The sequence below is a fragment of the Arthrobacter sp. Dra40 genome, from assembly GCF_059091905.1.
Window position 1 is genome coordinate 1 of sequence record NZ_JBNHHB010000008.1, and the last position, 17,038, is coordinate 17,038.

Annotated in this window: 16 protein-coding genes; 8 read left to right on the top strand and 8 right to left on the bottom strand. The window is 67.0% G+C overall.

The window, feature by feature from the left end:
- Positions 1-883: ribonuclease J (locus tag AC5RWT_RS06005; protein ID WP_494079536.1), on the top strand; the 883-nt coding region annotated here is incomplete at its 5' end.
- A gap of 68 nt (positions 884-951) precedes the next feature.
- On the opposite strand, the gene AC5RWT_RS06010 is transcribed toward AC5RWT_RS06005, so the two are convergent.
- Both AC5RWT_RS06010 and AC5RWT_RS06015 read right to left on the bottom strand, forming a co-directional pair.
- The gene (locus tag AC5RWT_RS06010) at positions 952-2,148 is read right to left on the bottom strand and encodes a M14 family zinc carboxypeptidase (RefSeq protein WP_494045172.1); all 1,197 of its coding nucleotides are present in this window, start codon (positions 2,146-2,148) and stop codon (positions 952-954) included.
- A 265-nt stretch (positions 2,149-2,413) separates the two neighbouring features.
- Complete coding sequence (locus AC5RWT_RS06015) at positions 2,414-3,142, bottom strand: TMEM175 family protein (protein ID WP_494079537.1); 729 nt, start codon at positions 3,140-3,142, stop codon at positions 2,414-2,416.
- Positions 3,143-3,255: 113 nt separating this feature from the next.
- Here AC5RWT_RS06015 and AC5RWT_RS06020 point away from each other — a divergent pair, with 113 nt between their 5' ends.
- Positions 3,256-3,696: a helix-turn-helix transcriptional regulator gene (locus AC5RWT_RS06020; protein WP_494045170.1), complete on the top strand. Its 441-nt coding sequence runs from the start codon at positions 3,256-3,258 to the stop codon at positions 3,694-3,696.
- Between the two features lie 9 nt (positions 3,697-3,705).
- Positions 3,706-4,110: a VOC family protein gene (locus tag AC5RWT_RS06025; protein ID WP_494045169.1), complete on the top strand. Its 405-nt coding sequence runs from the start codon at positions 3,706-3,708 to the stop codon at positions 4,108-4,110.
- An 82-nt stretch (positions 4,111-4,192) separates the two neighbouring features.
- Here AC5RWT_RS06025 and AC5RWT_RS06030 read toward each other — a convergent pair whose 3' ends face one another.
- Positions 4,193-4,840 (bottom strand): TetR/AcrR family transcriptional regulator, encoded by a 648-nt coding sequence (locus AC5RWT_RS06030; protein ID WP_494079538.1) that lies wholly within the window; start codon positions 4,838-4,840, stop codon positions 4,193-4,195.
- 101 nt (positions 4,841-4,941) lie between these two features.
- Between AC5RWT_RS06030 and AC5RWT_RS06035 the strand changes: the two genes are divergently transcribed.
- Complete coding sequence (locus AC5RWT_RS06035; RefSeq protein WP_494079539.1) at positions 4,942-5,985, top strand: agmatine deiminase family protein; 1,044 nt, start codon at positions 4,942-4,944, stop codon at positions 5,983-5,985.
- Positions 5,985-7,703, top strand: coding sequence for an amidase (locus AC5RWT_RS06040; RefSeq protein ID WP_494079634.1), 1,719 nt, complete (start codon positions 5,985-5,987; stop codon positions 7,701-7,703). The genes AC5RWT_RS06035 and AC5RWT_RS06040 overlap by 1 nt, the downstream gene beginning before the upstream one ends.
- Before the next feature lie 47 nt (positions 7,704-7,750).
- On the opposite strand, the gene AC5RWT_RS06045 is transcribed toward AC5RWT_RS06040, so the two are convergent.
- Positions 7,751-8,668 (bottom strand): LysR substrate-binding domain-containing protein, encoded by a 918-nt coding sequence (locus AC5RWT_RS06045; protein WP_494079540.1) that lies wholly within the window; start codon positions 8,666-8,668, stop codon positions 7,751-7,753.
- A 108-nt stretch (positions 8,669-8,776) separates the two neighbouring features.
- Here AC5RWT_RS06045 and AC5RWT_RS06050 point away from each other — a divergent pair, with 108 nt between their 5' ends.
- Together AC5RWT_RS06050 and AC5RWT_RS06055 are read left to right on the top strand one after the other, a co-directional pair.
- A complete protein-coding gene (locus AC5RWT_RS06050) occupies positions 8,777-10,117 on the top strand; it encodes an MFS transporter (protein WP_494079541.1) in 1,341 nt (446 codons plus the stop codon).
- 91 nt (positions 10,118-10,208) lie between these two features.
- Positions 10,209-12,545: an arylsulfatase gene (locus tag AC5RWT_RS06055; protein WP_494079542.1), complete on the top strand. Its 2,337-nt coding sequence runs from the start codon at positions 10,209-10,211 to the stop codon at positions 12,543-12,545.
- A 25-nt stretch (positions 12,546-12,570) separates the two neighbouring features.
- Here the strand turns inward: AC5RWT_RS06055 and AC5RWT_RS06060 are convergent, their stop codons facing one another.
- A complete protein-coding gene (locus AC5RWT_RS06060; RefSeq protein WP_494079543.1) occupies positions 12,571-13,554 on the bottom strand; it encodes a formylglycine-generating enzyme family protein in 984 nt (327 codons plus the stop codon).
- Between the two features lie 78 nt (positions 13,555-13,632).
- On the opposite strand from AC5RWT_RS06060, the gene AC5RWT_RS06065 reads away from it, so the two are divergent.
- Complete coding sequence (locus AC5RWT_RS06065; protein WP_494079544.1) at positions 13,633-14,514, top strand: helix-turn-helix domain-containing protein; 882 nt, start codon at positions 13,633-13,635, stop codon at positions 14,512-14,514.
- Here the strand turns inward: AC5RWT_RS06065 and AC5RWT_RS06070 are convergent.
- From AC5RWT_RS06070 to AC5RWT_RS06080, 3 genes are all read right to left on the bottom strand, one after another.
- Complete coding sequence (locus tag AC5RWT_RS06070) at positions 14,511-15,038, bottom strand: VOC family protein (protein WP_494079545.1); 528 nt, start codon at positions 15,036-15,038, stop codon at positions 14,511-14,513. The genes AC5RWT_RS06065 and AC5RWT_RS06070 overlap by 4 nt on opposite strands.
- 202 nt (positions 15,039-15,240) lie before the next feature.
- On the bottom strand, positions 15,241-16,017 hold the full coding sequence (locus AC5RWT_RS06075; RefSeq protein ID WP_494079546.1) for a VOC family protein: 777 nt from the start codon (positions 16,015-16,017) through the stop codon (positions 15,241-15,243).
- Between the two features lie 86 nt (positions 16,018-16,103).
- Positions 16,104-16,694: a TMEM175 family protein gene (locus AC5RWT_RS06080; RefSeq protein WP_494079547.1), complete on the bottom strand. Its 591-nt coding sequence runs from the start codon at positions 16,692-16,694 to the stop codon at positions 16,104-16,106.
- Positions 16,695-17,038: the final 344 nt, after the last annotated feature.

Below are 17,038 nucleotides of genomic sequence, written 5' to 3' on the forward strand. Positions count from 1 at the left end.
CCGGTCCATGGTGCGCAACATGACGACGGCGCGCGAGCTCGGCTACCTGAACATCCCGCGCGGTGTGCTGGTGGACTTCAAGGAACTGGAGAAGCTGGCGCCCACCAAGGCCGTGCTGATCTGCACCGGCTCGCAAGGCGAGCCGATGGCGGCGCTGGCCCGCATGGCCGGCGGCGACCACATGATTGACCTGACCGAAGGCGACACCGTGCTGCTGGCGTCCTCGCTGGTACCGGGCAACGAATCCTCCATCTACCGGCTGATCAACGACCTGACCAAGCGCGGCGCCAACGTGGTGCACAAGGGCAACGCCAAGGTGCACGTCTCCGGCCACGCCTCCGCCGGCGAGCTGGTCTACTGCTACAACCTGGTCCGCCCGCGCAACGTGCTGCCCGTGCACGGCGAACACCGGCACCTGAAGGCGAACGCCGAGTTGGCGGTCCGCACCGGCGTCGAGCCCAAGCGCGCGCTAATCGGCGAAGACGGCATCGTGGTGGACCTCAAGGACGGCGTAGCACAGGTCGTTGGCCAGATCGCCGCCGACTACGTCTACGTGGAGAACATGGTGCCTGGCGCGGCCACCGAGGCCTCGCTGCAGGACCGGCTCCGGCTGGCCGAGGACGGCGCCGTCACCGCGCTGCTGATCGTCAACCCGGACACCGGCCGGCTGGAGGAAGAACCGGAATTCTTCCCGGTGGGCTTCGCCCCGGCCGTGGAGGAGCTGGAAAAGGCAACCGGCATCGTGGAGAAAACACTGATGGGACTGCGCGGCGACAAGACCGGGCCGGACGCCGAAAAGGCGATTGGCCAGGCCCTGGTCCGTTGGTCCGACCGGGCCCTCCGTCGCAAGCCGGTTGTCACGGTCATCATCGTCGAGGCGTAGCAGCCCTACCTCGCACACAGCAGCGCCCCTGCCCGGTCGGGCAGGGGCGCTGCTGTTGTTGCAACTGGCTACGGGACCGGGATGGTTCCCGCGTAGTCGGTGTTGTAGCCGGTGACCGGCTGGTGCGGGATCTCTTCCCAGCGATCGGCGTCCTCCTGCTGGACTTCGCCGGTTGCGAGGCCAAGCAGCAGTTCCTTCATGGCGAGCACGTTTTGCTTGATGCTCTTGCCGCGGGCCTTCTGGCCAAGGCTGCCATCGGAGGTGTTGCCGGAGGTTTCGAAGAAGACCACCGGGTTCGAGTGCCCCTCCGGATTCATCCCCTGGTAGTCCAGGCCAAGCATCATCGCCGAGACCACGCCGCCCTTGATGTCGATCTCCTGGCCGTTGCCCACCTGGTAGCGGTCCATGTTGATGGATCCGTACTTGGACAGCTCGTCGTACACGTGCACGTGCATCTGGCGGGTCAACTCGTCGTAGGCGCCGTCCTTGATCCCCGGCAGGGTCGGACCGCCCGGAGCCAGCGAGATGCCCAGCGACAGCGTGACGTCGTCGCCGGTGCCCCATTCCTTCTTCAGGCCCTGGTGGTGGATGTCGATGCCGTAGGCCGGCTTCACATCGGTCCAGTATTCGTAGAAGGCCAGCGATTCGTTCGCCACGAATCCGTTGGGTGTCCAGTCCCGGTTCAGGTCGATCCGCTGCTCACGTCCGTTGGCGCCGAACTCCGGCAGGCCGTTGGCCTGGTCCCACAGGATGGTGTGGCGGATATTCGCTTCCGAGCCGTCCGGGTTGTACATCGGGATGAAGTGGAAGGTGAACTTGTCGCGCAGCAGTTGGTAGTCCGACGAACCGTTGGTGCCCAGATCCTTCAGCAGCGTCAGGATTGAATCGGTGCCGTAGGGCTCGTTGCCGTGGATGCGTCCCTGGATCCACACGTGTTCGGCGCCGTTGCCGACCGTGGCCACCCAGAGATCGCGGCCCTGTTCCGACTTGCTGACCTGTGTGCCCGCTTCTTCGAGCGTGAAGGAATCCACGCCAAAGCGGCTGGTCTTTTCCAGTTTCCGCAGCTCCTTCACCACGTCGTCGTAGGTCAGGATGCTGGAGATATTGGTCTTTCCCTCGGTGGAGGGGAAGTTGGCATCGGCAAGCACCGGCGTTGCGGCGCTGAAGGGAATGACGACGGCGAGGGCCGCCGCCGCTGCCAGGCTGCGGCAGCGCTTGGGTCGGGCCGGTAGCTGGTTGGTGCTGCTCTTGGGCTGGTGCTTCACTGCATGTCCTCCAAAGGTTGAGCGATTCATCCCCGAACGCGGCCGGCTGGATCGGCAGCGAACAATGGGACCGGCAGCTCGCGCGAGCTGCCGGTAACGGAGAGGCTAGTCGCACGGCCGGGAATAGCACAGAGCCCGCCGCCAAATCTGGACATACGGCCCGAAAATTTCCCACAGCCGGACAAAGTGTCGGTCCTGGAGTGCAGTGAAGGCGGAGTGCAGCGGTAACGCCAGTATGAGAGAGGCGGCCCTCAGCCGCACCGGATCAACGGCCTGATGTTGATCGCTGGACCCGGGTGGCGAGGATGCCGGAGACCGGTCCGAGCACGACGAGCGCGGCCCACGTGATCTTCCCCGCCGTGCCGCCGGCGGCCAAAGCGATGGGTATTGACACCGCGAAAACCAAGGGCGGAACGAGGAAATCGAGCACGAAGGCTGCGTGGTGCCGAGGCGTCATCGGGTCGATCTCAAGACCGTGCCGACGGGCGATCTCATACATCAGCAACTGGCCCAACGACGCCAGAATGATGTTCGCGGCGTACAGCACAGTCGGCAGCTCAAACGACGATGTCTCCGGGTCGCTCACGCCCTGTGTGGTGAACGGAATGAGGACGACGAACGCAGCAGCCAGGAGGTTGGCCGTCGTCGTCGCCGAATCCAGTGCGGAGAGCCGTTTGATCAGCCGGAGGTTCAAGCGCCAGAACACGGCGATCACCGCGAAGCTCAAGGCGAAGCCGGCGAGTTGGTGCACCACGCCTGATTCGAGCAGACTCCGCGGGTCTTGCCATGCATCGGCGGAGGGAGCGTCGATGTTGGTGACCAACAGCGTGATGGCGAATCCGTAAATGACGTCGTAGAAGCTGATCCCGCGGTCGAACTCGCTGGATTCACGTGCCAGCACCGCGGCGCTGCGTGCCGCATCCCCTGTCTTTTTATTGGAAGCTTCAGGGCCAGCCGCGCGGGCAGCCTGCTGGCGATCAGGTCGCTGTTCCACGTGATCAGCGTGGCGCAACCGAAGCGGCGGTGCAATGGGTTGGGGAAGCCGGTGGAGCGAAGGCAGCCTCGGTAGAACTTCCGGCAGGTTCCCTGGAGCGGTAACCTCAAGCTGTGAATCCTGAGGAGCTGGCCAACTTGGCCCATCTGCGGCGGGCACGGGACTTGATCGACCGCGATTACGCCCAGCCGCTGGATGTGCCGACGATGGCCGCGAAGGCGCTGATGTCGCCGGCCCATTTCTCCCGCCGGTTCAAGGCAACCTATGGCGAAACGCCGTACAACTACCTGATGACCCGGCGGATCGAACGGGCCATGGCGCTGCTGCGTGCCGGCTGGAGCGTGACGGATGCCTGCATGGAAGTGGGCAGCACGTCGCTGGGGTCCTTCAGCACCCGGTTCACCCAACTCACCGGCGAGAGCCCCAGTTCCTACCGCAGCCGGAGCCACGAGGCGGCCGAGGCGATGCCGCCCTGTATCGCGAAGCTCCTGACCAGGCCTATCGATCCGCGATCGAGCAGGATCCGAGAAGCGGCGGCGCCGGCCCCTGCGTAGTTTGGGCCCATGACTATTTCACTTCAGTACTGCAACATCACCGTCAACGACCCCGCGGAATCCATCCCGTTCTACCGAGACGGCCTCGGGCTGGTAGTCCGCAACGACGTCGCCAACGAGGGTTTCCACTGGATCACCATGGGCAGCCCCGACCAGCCGGAGCTGGAGCTGGTGCTGTCCGCTCCGCATGCCGGCCGCTCGCAGGCGGACGGCGACCAACTCCAGGAGCTGCTGGTCAAGGGCATGCTTCCCATGCTCGTGTTCCGCACCGATGACCTGGACGCCCTTTTCGAGCGGCTGGTCTCCTTCGGGGCTGAAGTCCTGCAGGAACCGATGGACCAGCCGTGGGGCCCGCGCGACTGCGCCGTCCGGGACCCATCGGGCAACATGATCCGGATCAACCAGAACATGTAACGCCACCAGAACGACGTCGGCCGCTCACCTCCCGAAGGCGAGCGGCCGACGTCGTGCATCAATCAATGATCACGGCGGGGCTTCATCGGTCCACGCCGGGCACCGCGGCGGGCAGGAGCGACGACGGCGCCGCGCCAACCATCACCTCCACGGCACGGGCGAGGTGGGTGTGCCGGTCGGCGACGCCGTTCCAGCGCACCAGGGCCTGGGCGTTCATCCCATCGACCATGCCCAGGATCTGCCACGCCACGGATTCCGCATCCGGGGTGCTGAAGTCACCCGATGCAACGCCAGCGTCGACCAGATCCCGGATGACCGCCTGCCAGGCATCCATCTGCTCCCGCACGCTGGTGGCCAGCGTCTCGTTGCGGCGGCCCAGGGACCAGGCTTCCACCCACACCGCTGTCACATCGAGGCGGTGTTCGTCGAGGAGCGTTTCCAGCAGCAGGGCAAGGCCCTGCCGCGGCGTGGGCATGCTGGCCACCAAGGCGGAAACCTCTTCGGTTTCCGCGGCGGTAATGTGCCTGAACGTTGCGGCCACCAGAGTCTCCACGGAGGGGTGGTAGTGCGCCACGAGGCCCGGGGCAACACCGGCACGTTGGGCGACGTTGCGCAGCGTGATGGCGGCAAGACCCTGCTCCAGGGCAATGCTCCGGGCCGCTTGGGCGAGCTCCGCGGCGCGTTCGGCCGGAGCTTTCCTCGGGGCGCGTCTGGGCGGGGTGGTTGACATCACAAACCAGTCTAAAGTACTTTGCCCCTTATTGATCATGTGATCAATAAGCGTTCGGGCTGGGGCGACGCGTCCCCGTCCCAGAGACAGCAGGAGGCCTCATGGCGTGGCGCATGCCGGCGGAAACTGCACCGCACGAGCGCACCTGGATGGCGTTTCCCCGGGCAGGACTGACGCTGGGCGACGACGCCGCCTCCGCTGAGGAAGCGTACGACGCCTGGACCGCCGTGGCCCACGCCGTCGCCGAGTTTGAGCCGGTGGCCATGGTGGTGGACCCGACCGAGCGGGAACGCGCCCGGCGCATGCTGGGCATCGGAATCGAACAATTCGATGCGCCACTGGATGAGTTCTGGATGCGCGACATCGGACCGACCTTCGTGGTGGACGACGAGCGGCCCGAGGTGCTCGGCGCGGTGGACTGGACCTTCAACGGCTGGGGCGCACCGGCCTGGGCCGAGTGGGAGAAAAGCCGTGACATCGGCCGCTTCGTCGCGGCGCAGGCCGACGCCGAATTGGTCGCCTCGCTGCTGGTTAACGAAGGCGGCGCCATCCATGTTGACGGTCTGGGCACGGTGCTGGTGACGGAAACCGTCCAGCTCGATCCCGGCCGGAATCCGTACACGGACAAGGCAAGGGTCGAAGCGGAACTGGCCCGCACCCTGGGCGCCACCCACACCGTGTGGGTGCCGCGGGGACTGACCCGGGACTACGAGGACCTGGGCACGCGCGGTCACATCGACATGGTGGCCACGTTTGCTTCGCCGGGCCGGGTCCTGCTGCACATGCAGAACAACCCGGCACACCCGGACTTTGAGGTGAGCCGGCAGCTGCGGGACTTCTTCGGGGCCCAAGCCCATGCCGCCGGCAAACCGTTCGAGATCGTCGAGCTGCCCGCTCCGGAAACGCTCAAGGATGACAACGGGTTCGTCGACTGGAGCTACGTCAACCACCTGGTGGTCAACGGGGGCGTGATCGCCTGCGGTTACGGCGAGAACCGAGCGGATGCGCTGGCAGCCGAGATCCTCGGCGAAGCCTATCCCGGCCGGCGCGTGGTCACGGTGGACGCGCGGCCCATCCTGGCCCGCGGCGGCGGGATCCACTGCATCACCCAGCAGCAGCCTGTGCTCGGCTTCGGGGCCGCATGATGGGCACGTTCGACGTGGTGGAAGCCCCGATTGCACAGCTGCGCGAGGCGCTGGAGACCGGACAGGCCACCAGCGAGGAACTCACCCAGGCCTATCTGGAGCGGATTGCCGCTTACGACCAGTCCGGCCCCCGGCTGAACGCCGTCGTCGTGATGAATCCTGAAGCGTTGGCCGATGCCCGCGCTTCGGACCAAAGGCGCTCCCGCGGCGACACGCTCGGTCCGTTGGACGGGATCCCCTATACGGCCAAGGACAGTTATCTGGCCAAAGGCCTCACTGCCGCGGCAGGCTCGCCCGCCTTCGAGCATGTGGTGGCCCAGCGCGACGCCTTCGCGATCGAACGGCTGCGCGCGGCAGGAGCGGTGCTGATCGGGCTGACCAACATGCCGCCGATGGCCAACGGCGGCATGCAGCGAGGTCTCTACGGGCGTGCCGAGAGCCCCTACAATGCAGACTTCCTCACCGCCGCCTTCGGATCCGGTTCGTCCAACGGGTCCGGGACCGCGACGGCGGCAAGCTTCGCGGCCTTCGGACTCGCCGAGGAGACCTGGTCCAGCGGGCGCGCCCCGGCGTCGAACAACGGGCTCTGTGCCTACACCCCCTCGCGCGGCGTCATTTCGGTGCGGGGCAACTGGCCGCTGGTTCCCACCATGGACGTGGTGGTGCCGCACACCCGTTCCATGGCGGACCTGCTCGAAGTGCTGGACGTCATCGTGGCCGACGACCCGGAAACCCGCGGCGACTTCTGGCGCGCACAGCCGTGGGTGCCCATCCCGGCCGCCTCCTCGGTCCGGCCCGACTCCTATGCCGCCCTGGCGCCCCGCGGACTGCAACAGGCATGGGAGGTGCTGCAGGGAAAACGCTTCGGCCTACCGCGCATGTACATCAACGCCGACCCGGAGGCCGGCACGGCCGAACAGCCAGGCATCGGCGGTGCCACCGGGCAGCGGATCGAGACCCGGGCCTCCATCATCGAACTGTGGGAGGCGGCGCGCCGGGACCTCGAGGCAGCGGGCGCAGAGGTGGTTCCGGTGGAATTCCGGGTCGTGTCCAACTACGAGGGCGACCGGCCCGGCGCACCCACCATCGGCACCCGCGGCCTGGTGAGCCCGGAGTACCTGCGGCGCGAGATCCTGGACCTCTCGGCGTGGGCGTGGGAGGACTTCCTTGCCGCCAACGGGGACCCGGCGCTGCGTTCCCTGGCCGGCGTGGACGGCGCCCGCATCTTCCCGCACCCCGACGGCGCGCTGCCGGACCGCTACGAGAGTTACGACGACATCGCATCGTATCCGGCGCACGTCCGCGAACACGGCGTCGAATCGTTCACGGATATTCCGCATCTGGCGGACGGTCTGCGTGGACTCGAGGAAACCCGCCGGGTGGATCTGGAGGAGTGGATGGACCGGCACGGGCTGGACGCCGTCGTCTTCCCAGCCGTCGCGGACATCGGACCCGCGGACATGGATACCGACCCGGCCTCGGCCGACCTCGGCTGGCGCAACGGCGTCTGGGTCGCCAACGGGAACCTGGTCCCGCGGCACCTGGGCATCCCCACCGTCACGGTGCCCATGGGCACGACGGCGGACATCGGCATGCCCGTGGGCCTCACCTTCGCCGGGCGCGCCTATGACGACAACGCCTTGCTGGCCCTGGCGGCCGCCTTCGAAGCCACCGGTTCCCGCCGGACCGAGCCTCCCCGGACCCCGCGGCTGGGCTGAGGGCGGAACGGCTCAGCGCGATGGGGTCGGACTTAGGGGTGCTGGCTTCAGGGGACGTTCTCCGGGCGGACTGCCTCGGCCTTGCGCAGCACGTCGATGGCGGCAGCGACTCTGCGCGGGGGAGTGTGGCCGGCCGGGAGCAGGGCGACGATGGCGTTGCGGGCGTGCTTGTCGGCGATCGGCCGGTGCACCACCTGCAGCCCGTCGAAGGTGGTGCCGTCGACCGGAGGGCTGTTGGCGAACGAGTAGCCCAGTCCGCGGGCGACCATGCTGCGGATGGTCTCCATGTTGGCACTGGTCCAGCGCACGTTGAGTTCCAGCCCGGCTTGCCGGGCCACGGCCGTCAGCCGTTCAATGGTCGGCGGCACATCCAGGAGGATCGCCGGTTCGGCGGAGATTTCCTGCAGCGGCACGGTGGACCGATCGGCGAGCCGGTGGTCTTGCGGCAGAACTACCTGGAGTTGAATTTCCTTAATGAGCTCTTGGGCCAGGTCGTCGTCGGCTTGCAGGGCATAGACCAGCGCGACGTCGAGCCGGCCCTCGCGTAAGCCTTCCTGAACGGCTCCAGCCGAGCTTTCGGTGAAGCGCAGGTCCACCTCCGGGTGGTGTTTGGTGAAGTGTTCGGCCAGCGGCGGCACCAACCGCGGTGAGAGCGTTTGGCTGCAGCCAACGCGGAGCGGGCCGCGGATCTGTCCCAGATTGTCGGAGATGGACGCAGCCGCTTCGGTAACGCGTTCCAGCACCGCCCGGGCGTGTGCGGCGAACTCGATTCCTGCGGGCGTCAACGCCACCTGGCGGGACCGGCTGCGCACCAGCAGGTCGGCTCCCAAAGACTTCTCGAGTTGCGCTATGGCCATCGACGCCGCCGCCTGCGAGGCGTGGCACGCGGCCGCCGCGGCGGTAACGGACCCATGGTCCACTACCGCAACGAAGTACTCCATCTGTCTCAGGGTCAGGTCGGGCATAAATCCTCTTGATGAGTTGCATCGGAACAATTGATTTTCTATATTGTGTGGCCTGCAGCACACTTGAAGCAACCAAGGCCCCCTACCCAACCTTCAAGGAGTTCCAACGTGCAGAGAACCAGCAACACCCGCACGGCGGTAGAGACTCCGGCGACGCTGCCGGAAGCAAGTGAATCGCTGAACACGCGGGAGATGCGCCGCATCCTCTCATCAAGCTTCATCGGCAGCGCCATCGAGTACTACGACTTCATCCTGTATGCCACGGCCGCGTCGCTAGTCTTCGGCCACGTGTTCTTCGCCAACCTCGGCGACGGTTTCGCACTCTTCGCCTCTTTTGCCACTCTGGCCGCCGGCTACGTGGCCCGTCCGCTGGGCGGGGTGGTCTTCGGCCACTTCGGCGACCGGGTCGGCCGCAAAAAGATGCTGGTGCTGTCAATGCTGATCATGGGCGTGGCCACCATGATTATCGGCATGCTGCCGCCGACGGCGCAGGTGGGGATCGCGGCCCCGATCGCCCTGGTCATCCTCCGCCTGGTCCAAGGCGTTGCCGTGGGCGGGGAATGGGGCGGCGCCGCCCTGATGGCACTCGAACACGCACCGAAGTCCAGGCGCGGCTTCGCCACCTCTTTCGCCAATGCCGGCGGCCCCGCCGGCGCCGTTCTGGCCACGCTGGTAGTCTCCGCGGTCTCGGCAGCCACCGGCGACCAGTTTCTCGAGTGGGGATGGCGCATCCCGTTCCTGCTGAGCGCCGTCCTGATCGTGGTGGGCATGGTGATCCGGCTGAAGGTCACGGAGTCGCCCATGTTCGCCAAGCTGGAGGACGCCAGCGAAAAGCGCAAGATGCCGCTCCTGGATGTGCTGCGGAACCACCCGAAGGCCGTGATTTTGGCACTCGTCGCCACCATGAGCTTCTACTGCTGCCAGGGCCTGCTCACCGTCTGGGGCGTCTCGGTGGCCGTGGAGAACGGCGTTGACCGCTCCGGTGTGCTGAACTGGAAGGCCGCCGGCGCGGTCCTGACGCTGATCGTGACATTCTGGGCCGCCCGGATGAGCGACCGCGTGGGCCGCCGAAAGATGCTGGTGATCGGCGGCATCACCGGCATCGTCCTCGCCTACCCGCTGATCACGCTGCTGGACAACGGCACCATGTGGGGCTTCGCGGTCGCCATCGTGATCGGCAACGGCTTGGTCCAAGGGTTGCTCTACGGGCCGATTGGCGCCTTCATTGCGGAGCAGTTCCCCACCCACGTGCGCTACACCGGTGCATCGCTCGCCTACCAAGGGGCGTCCGTGCTCGGAGCCGGCTTCACGCCGATGATCGCCACCGGTCTGGTCATCGCCGCCGGTGGCGGGACCGCCCTGGTGGCAGTCTTCTGGGCCTTGGTCATTGCCGCGGGCACCGCTGCCGTTGTGATGACCCGCGAAAGCCACCGAGCCGAAATCGGCTGACCCGCTATCCGGCCAAGGCCCCTGCACCAACCCCAGCCGTCCACCCGCTGCTTTGCGGCGGGTGGACGGCGGCACCACCGAAGGAAGAACCATGAACGAGCATCTCCACAACGGGCCGCACCCGGTGCGCGACTACGCCGGCTTCGAAGGCACCGTGGCCCGGAAAGCCAGTGAATCGGTCGCGGCGTGGAAGCGGGCCCCCCGCGCCCCGGAAGGTGCGCCGAACGTCGTCGTGATGTTGATGGATGACATGGGGTACAGCGACATCGCCCCGTTTGGCGGCGAGATCGACACCCCGGCGCTGGCCGACATCGCCGCGGACGGCTACCGGCTGGGTAATTACCAGACGCCGCCGATGTGCGCTCCGGCGCGGGCCGCGCTGCTGACCGGCATGAACCCGCACCGGGCCGGTTTTTCCTATGTTCCGCACATGGATCCGGGCTTCCCGAACTCGGCCATGGAATTGCCGGCCGACGCGCCGACCCTGGCCGAGAACTTCCGGGCGGCCGGCTACGCCACGTTCATGGTGGGCAAATGGCACCTGACGGTGGAGTCCAAAATGCACGACGCCGCCGAGAAGTCCTCGTGGCCGGTGCAGCGCGGCTTTGACCGCTACTACGGCTGCATGGACGGCTTCACCTCGCTGTTCCACCCGCACCGGCTGGTGCGGGACAACAGCCAGATTGTGGTGGACGAGTACCCGGAGGACTACTACCTGACGGACGACCTGACCGACCAGGCGCTCGGAATGATTTCCGAGCTGCGCGCGAACGACCCGTCCAAGCCGTTCTTCCTCTACTTTGCGCACACCGCCGTGCACGGACCGGTGCAGGCCAAGGCCGCGGACATGGAGAAATACCGCGGCCGGTATGAGGCCGGCTGGGACCACATCCGGTCCGAGCGGTTCGCCCGGCAGATCGAGCTGGGGCTGTTCCCGGAAGGCACGGTTTGCGCCCCGCGCAACACCGAACCCGGCGCGGACGTGGTGCCGTGGGATTCGCTGGGTGCCGAACAGCAGGCGTTGTTCGCCCGCTATATGGAGGCCTACGCCGCCGCGGTGGATAACGTGGACCAGAACCTGCGCCGGCTGACGGACCACCTGAAGGCCCTGGGCGAGTATGAGAACACCATCATCGTCTTCACCTCGGACAACGGCGGCACGTCCGAGGGCGGCGACACGGGCACGCGCAGCTACTTCAGCCGTTTCTCCGCGCCACGGTCCGGGCTGCCCCAGGACTGGCAGCCAGATGTGCCGCGGGACCCCGAGCTCATCGGCGGGCCGCGGACCTATGTGCACTACCCGCGCGGCTGGGCCTATGCGTCCAACACCCCGTTTCGGATGTACAAGACCTTCCCGCATGCCGGTGGCGTCCGGGTGCCCATGCTGCTGTCCTGGCCGGCAGGCCTGCCCCGGACAGCGGAAGACGACGGCGTCCGCCACCAGTTCGCGCATGCCGTTGACATCGCGCCGACCTTGCTGCAACTGGCCGGCGTCGAACCGCTGGCCGAGCGCCACGGGCTGCCGGCACGGGACACCGACGGCGTGCCGTTCGGCAACTGGCTGCGGAACCCTGCGGCAGCGTCGGGTCACACCACCCAGTACACCGAGCTCAACGGCCGCCGCGGCTACATCTCCGGGACCTGGAAGGCGATTGCCCCGGAGCCCAACGGTCCGGGTTGGAAGCAGGACGGCTGGGAACTCTACGACCTGGCAGCCGACCCCACCGAGCTGGTCAACGTGGCGGCCCAGCATCCGGAGAAGGTGCGCGAGCTCGCCGCGAAGTGGGAGGCGGACGCCTGGTGGAACCAGGTCTACCCGCTGAACGACGACGGCTCGTTCAACCGCAACCGGCCCGCCAGCGAGCTGCTCCTGGAACAGCCGGTGACGCTGTACCCCGGCGCGCCGACGTTGGAACGCTACCGCTCCGCCAAGCTGGTCCGGCTGCGCTCCTTCACCATCGACTCGCGCGTGGAGACAGCTCACGGCGACGGCGGCGTGCTGGTGGCGCACGGCGACCAGGGCGGCGGCTATGTGCTGTTCATCGAGGACGGCAAGCTGGTCCTGACCTACAACGAGTACGGCGACGTCAAGCGGATCGGCGCCCCGATCGAACCCGGGCTTCACGATATCCGGGTGGAATTCGCCGCGCTGCCGGACTTCAAGTGGGCCGTCAGCCTGCATGTCGATGGGCGGCAGATGGCCGTTCTGCCGGAAGTCTTCCAGCTGACTGGGATGGCGCCGTTCGCCGGAATCAGCGTGGGGCTGGACCGCGGCGGCCCGGTGGACTGGGAGCTCTCCGAGCGGCACGGCTGCTTCCGCTACACCGGACGGCTGCGCCATGTCCGCTACACCCCGGGCGCCAAGGCGGACTACAACCCGGAACAGATCGTGGAACTGGACCGCGCCATGGTCGCCGCCTTCGAATAACGACGGCGGTGCGCGCCGTGCGCGCTCAGGCTGCGATGGTGCGGAAGCCGATGTTGCTGGCCGCCGAGTCCGGGGTGTTCTTGGATCGGGCCGCCACCCGGTAGCGGTTGCAGTACGAATCGTGGCAGAGGAACGAGCCGCCGCGCATGACCCGGCCCCGCCCGATGGTGGGGCCGGGCGGGTTGTCCGCCGGGGACTTGCGGTAATACTTGGGCAGGAACCAGTCGGCGCACCATTCCCACACATTGCCGCTGGTCTCATAGAGACCAAGGCCGTTCGGCGGGAAGCTGCGCACCGGGGCCGTGGCGAGGAAACCGTCGTCGAGCGTGTTGTCCGTGGGGAAGATGCCCTGCCAGATGTTGCAGCGGTGTGTCCCGTCCGGATCCATCAACTCATTGCCCCAGGGATAGCGCGCCTGCTCCATACCCCCGCGGGCGGCGTACTCCCACTGGGCTTCGGTCGGCAGCGCCCGCCCGGCCCACCGGCAGTAGGCCACGGCGTCGTTCCACGAAACCTGGACCACGGGGTGGGCCGGAACGTCCTGCCAGGAGGATTTCGGCCCATGGGGATGGGCCCAGTCCGCACCCCGGACGGTGACCCACCACTGCAGGCCCTCGGGACGGCCCAAAATGTCAGCGGCATCGGCGGCGACCAGCAGGTGGAACACCGCCGAGTAGCCGTAGACCTCGGACTCGGTGCGGTAGCCGGTGGCGGCGACAAAGCGGTAGAACTCCGCATTGGTCACGGCAGTGGCGTCCATCGTGAACGGGGACAAAGCTACCTCGTGGACCGGCCCTTCACCGTCCTCCGGATAGCCCTCGTCGAACGCGTCGCCCATCAGGAAGCTACCGCCGGGCAGCGAAACCTGCTCGATGTCACGCTCCCGGATGGCAGGACCGACCGACGGCGTGGCAACGTTATCCGGGGCAGTTCCGGCTCCGGCAACAGCGGCAGGCGTGGTAGCCGAGGCGCCAGCGCCTTCGCGCTCCGGCCCATGGCAGCAAGACATACGACTCCTTCGCGGGCACTCTCCTTTCAGGATAGTGCCGGGCGGGCCGGGCAAACACACGGCGGATACGATCGCAGCATGAGTTTCAGGCCGACGACGAAGGGGCACCTGACGCCGCGCCCCGGGTCCGTGGTGACAAGGTTTCCGGCGCGGGCGGATGTGACGGCGTTTGTCCGCCAGATCTGGATTCCGGTGTGGCATCTGCCGCCGGGGGAGTCGACGGAGGAGTTGGTGCTGGGCTATCCGGCCAGCAATGTGGTGGTGGAGCTCGACGGCGTCGCGATCTATGGACCGACCAGCCGGGCGTCCACCAAGGTGCTGACCGGCAGCGGGTGGGCGGTGGGCGCGCTGCTGAAGCCCGCCGGCGTGCGGCTCTTCACGGAGCGGCCGGCGGAACTTTTGAACGCGGAAGCTCGGGTAGAGGCGGCAGCCCTGCATGAGTCGATCTCCGAGGTAATGAGAAGGCCGGGGGTGGCCGACCTTTCCGGGCCTGCAGACTCCGGGCCTGCAGACTCTGGGACCGCCGATACTGGTGCAGCGCGCCGGGCCCGCGCCGCTGAACTGCTTCAGAATTTCGTGCAGGCGCTCGCGGCCCAGAGGGCGGACGGCGGGATGTCCGACGACGCCGCCCTCGCCAACCGGATGGTGGACCTGATCGACGAGGGCAACATCCGGTCAGCGCCGCAGCTAGCCGGGAGGCTGCACATGTCCGAGCGCAGCGTGCAGCGGCTGGCCTCCCGCTACGTGGGGATGTCGCCGGTGCTGATGCTGCGCCGCCGTCGTTTGCAGGACGCCGCTGAGCGCGTCCGAGACGAGCCGGCCACCGACCTCGCCGAACTCGCTGCCGCGCTGGGGTTTTCCGACCAGGCGCATTTAACCCGGGAGTTCCGCCAAGTGCTCGGTTTTACGCCGCGCCGGTACCCGGGTTCGCCGGGCTCGTCAGGCGGGGCACAGAGCTAGGCTTCGCCGGCGGCCATCGACTCCGCCCATTCGGCCACGCGGCGGTTGCTCTCTTCCGGGGACAGGTCCTCCACACGGGTCATGATGGACCACCGGACGCCGAAGGGATCTCGGATGCTGCCAAAGCGGTCCCCGGACACGAAGGTGTTCACCTCCTCGCGCACGACGGCACCTGCGGCCACGGCACGCTCCACCGCTGCATCCACGTCCGGAACGTAAAGGCCCAGCGAGTAGCAGTCATCGTCTCCCTCGGGCGGGCTGACCAGGTGGTAGGCCGGGTTGACCTCGCCCAGCTGCAGGCAGCCGTGGCCGAAATCAAGGGTCGCGTGGACGACGACGGGGCTGCCGTCTGGGCCGGGCATCTCGGTCCGGTCCAGCAGCTTAGCTTTAAAGACGCGGGTGTAGAAGTCGATGGCGCCCGCAGCGCCCGTGAGCGCGATAAACGGCGTCAGGGACGTTGCGCCGTGTGGGACTCCGTGGTCCGTGTATTTGCCGTGGGCGGGTTGCGTGGTGTCAGTCATCATGCCTCCAAGCTAGGCGGGCGGCCGGCGTCCCGTCTTGAAGATTTCCGTCAATCAGGAAGTGTGCGCTGGTGCCGTGCCACCTCCCGTAACAGGGATGCCATACCGCGCGCGGCGCACGGTGCGCGATAGCCGGGCACCGCCGTCGTTATTAAACGGCAGCGGCACCAGAGGGCAGCGGCACCCGGCTAGGTGGCTGGCCGGACTACTGCCGGGGCAGGGTCTGCGCGACCAGGAAGGTGGTGCCGGTGGGGTCGGTCAGCGTGGCCATGCGGCCGAACGGCGTGTCCTCGGCGGGCTGGACCACGCTGCCGCCCAGGGCGGTGGCTTTCTCGATGGCGGCGTCGGTGTTCTCCACGGCAAAGTAGACGCGCCAGTGGGCGGGGACGCCTTCGGGCAGCCAGGCGGTGGCGTCCATGATGCCGGCCGTGGCGTTCTCGCCGGAGCCCAGGGTGGTGTAGCGGAAGTCGTCGGTATCGCTCATCACCTCGGTGTCCCAGCCGAAGACGTCCTCGTAGAACTTCACGGTGGCGGAGTAATCACGGGTGAAGAGTTCGTGCCAGGCGGGAGCGCCGGGCTCGGCGGCCACCTGGTAGCCAGTGTGTCCGTCGAACTCCCACAGGCCGACGGCGGCTCCGCCGGCATCGCCGATCATGGCCATCTTGCCCTGCTCCGGGACCTCCATGGGCTGCACGTAAACCTGGCCGCCGTGGGCCTCGGCTGCCCGGGTGGCGGCGTCAATGTCCTCCACCCGCAGGTAGGTGCTCCAAACGTCCGGAAAACCGGAGTCCTGGCTCTGCATGATGCCGGCCACGGACTGGCCGTCTTTGAAGGCCATGATGTAGCCGCCGTATTTTTCCTGGTCGCCGACCTCGTAGGTCCAACCGAAAAGTTCGGTGTAGAACTGCTTGGCCTTCTCCGGATCGGAGGTCATCAGATCAACCCAGCAAGGGGCGCCGGGGCTGAAGGTGGGCTTGGGCATGGCATGCTCCTATTCAGTGGGCGGGTGGTGGAGACATGCGCGAGCATACTCGGGGGTGTCTGTGGCGGCAATGGAAACCCAGTCCCTCAGTCCTCTTGCTCCTGCCGGGCCAGGAAGCGCTCCACCCTCCGGTCCGGAATCAACCACAAGGACGCCACCACCGTGTAGGCAGCGATGCTGACCAGAGGCTGCAGCAAAGCCACCGCGATACCGAAAACGTAGATGGGAGGTGAGACCTTTGCTTTCCAATCCCGGCCCAACGCCTGCGCCAGCGCGCCGTCGCGTCCCTGCTGCCGGATGAGACAGGTTTCCAGAGTCAAGTAGGCAACGGCTGCCAGGAGCAGGTTCACCCCGTAGACCAGGACCGGCACGGTAACGAAGCCGGTTTCATCCATCCAGCGGGTGGTAAACGGGAACAGGGACAGCCAGAAGAGCAGATGCAGATTGGCCCAGAGGATGGTGCCGTTGATTTTTCCGGCCAGGTGGAGCATGTGGTGATGGTTGTTCCAGTAGATGCCCACGTAGACAAAGCTCAGGAGATAGCTGAAGAATCCAGGAGCCTGACCGAAGAGAGCCTGCCAAGTGGGTTCTTCGGGCACACGGAGTTCCAGCACCATGATGGTGATGATGATGGCCAGCACTCCGTCGCTGAAGGCTTCCAGCCGGCTCTTGTTCATGACGGAACTTCCATGCACGAAATCATCGTCGCGCCACCCGCCGATGGGAAGTGCCCGGCGGGCGGGTGCCGGCGGTGGGCGAGTATCCGGACGGAGATCCGGCGGGCGTATGTACGCTATGCGCCACATTGCCGCGGAACGGCAAGGAATCCTGCCGCCTGGTGGGCGGCGGCCCCTACCTTGGCGGCCCTGTTACACCTCGACCATCAGCGACCCTTAGTCTCCGCGGCCCAATGTGGCGCAGAGTGTACGCCGGCTCTCCCCGAGGCAGGTCCGCTGTGCTCTCCGGGGGCACCGCATCCCGCCAACACATTCTGCAACCAAGATTGTTGACGATTCTGGTT

Coding starts and splice junctions, on each gene's coding strand:
- AC5RWT_RS06025 (WP_494045169.1), top strand. CDS start 3,706: ATGACTATTTCACTTCAGTACTGCAACATCACCGTCAACGACCCCGCG.
- AC5RWT_RS06030 (WP_494079538.1), bottom strand. CDS start 4,840: ATGTCAACCACCCCGCCCAGACGCGCCCCGAGGAAAGCTCCGGCCGAA.
- AC5RWT_RS06035 (WP_494079539.1), top strand. CDS start 4,942: ATGGCGTGGCGCATGCCGGCGGAAACTGCACCGCACGAGCGCACCTGG.
- AC5RWT_RS06040 (WP_494079634.1), top strand. CDS start 5,985: ATGGGCACGTTCGACGTGGTGGAAGCCCCGATTGCACAGCTGCGCGAG.
- AC5RWT_RS06045 (WP_494079540.1), bottom strand. CDS start 8,668: ATGCCCGACCTGACCCTGAGACAGATGGAGTACTTCGTTGCGGTAGTG.
- AC5RWT_RS06055 (WP_494079542.1), top strand. CDS start 10,209: ATGAACGAGCATCTCCACAACGGGCCGCACCCGGTGCGCGACTACGCC.
- AC5RWT_RS06060 (WP_494079543.1), bottom strand. CDS start 13,554: ATGTCTTGCTGCCATGGGCCGGAGCGCGAAGGCGCTGGCGCCTCGGCT.
- AC5RWT_RS06065 (WP_494079544.1), top strand. CDS start 13,633: ATGAGTTTCAGGCCGACGACGAAGGGGCACCTGACGCCGCGCCCCGGG.
- AC5RWT_RS06070 (WP_494079545.1), bottom strand. CDS start 15,038: ATGATGACTGACACCACGCAACCCGCCCACGGCAAATACACGGACCAC.
- AC5RWT_RS06075 (WP_494079546.1), bottom strand. CDS start 16,017: ATGCCCAAGCCCACCTTCAGCCCCGGCGCCCCTTGCTGGGTTGATCTG.
- AC5RWT_RS06080 (WP_494079547.1), bottom strand. CDS start 16,694: ATGAACAAGAGCCGGCTGGAAGCCTTCAGCGACGGAGTGCTGGCCATC.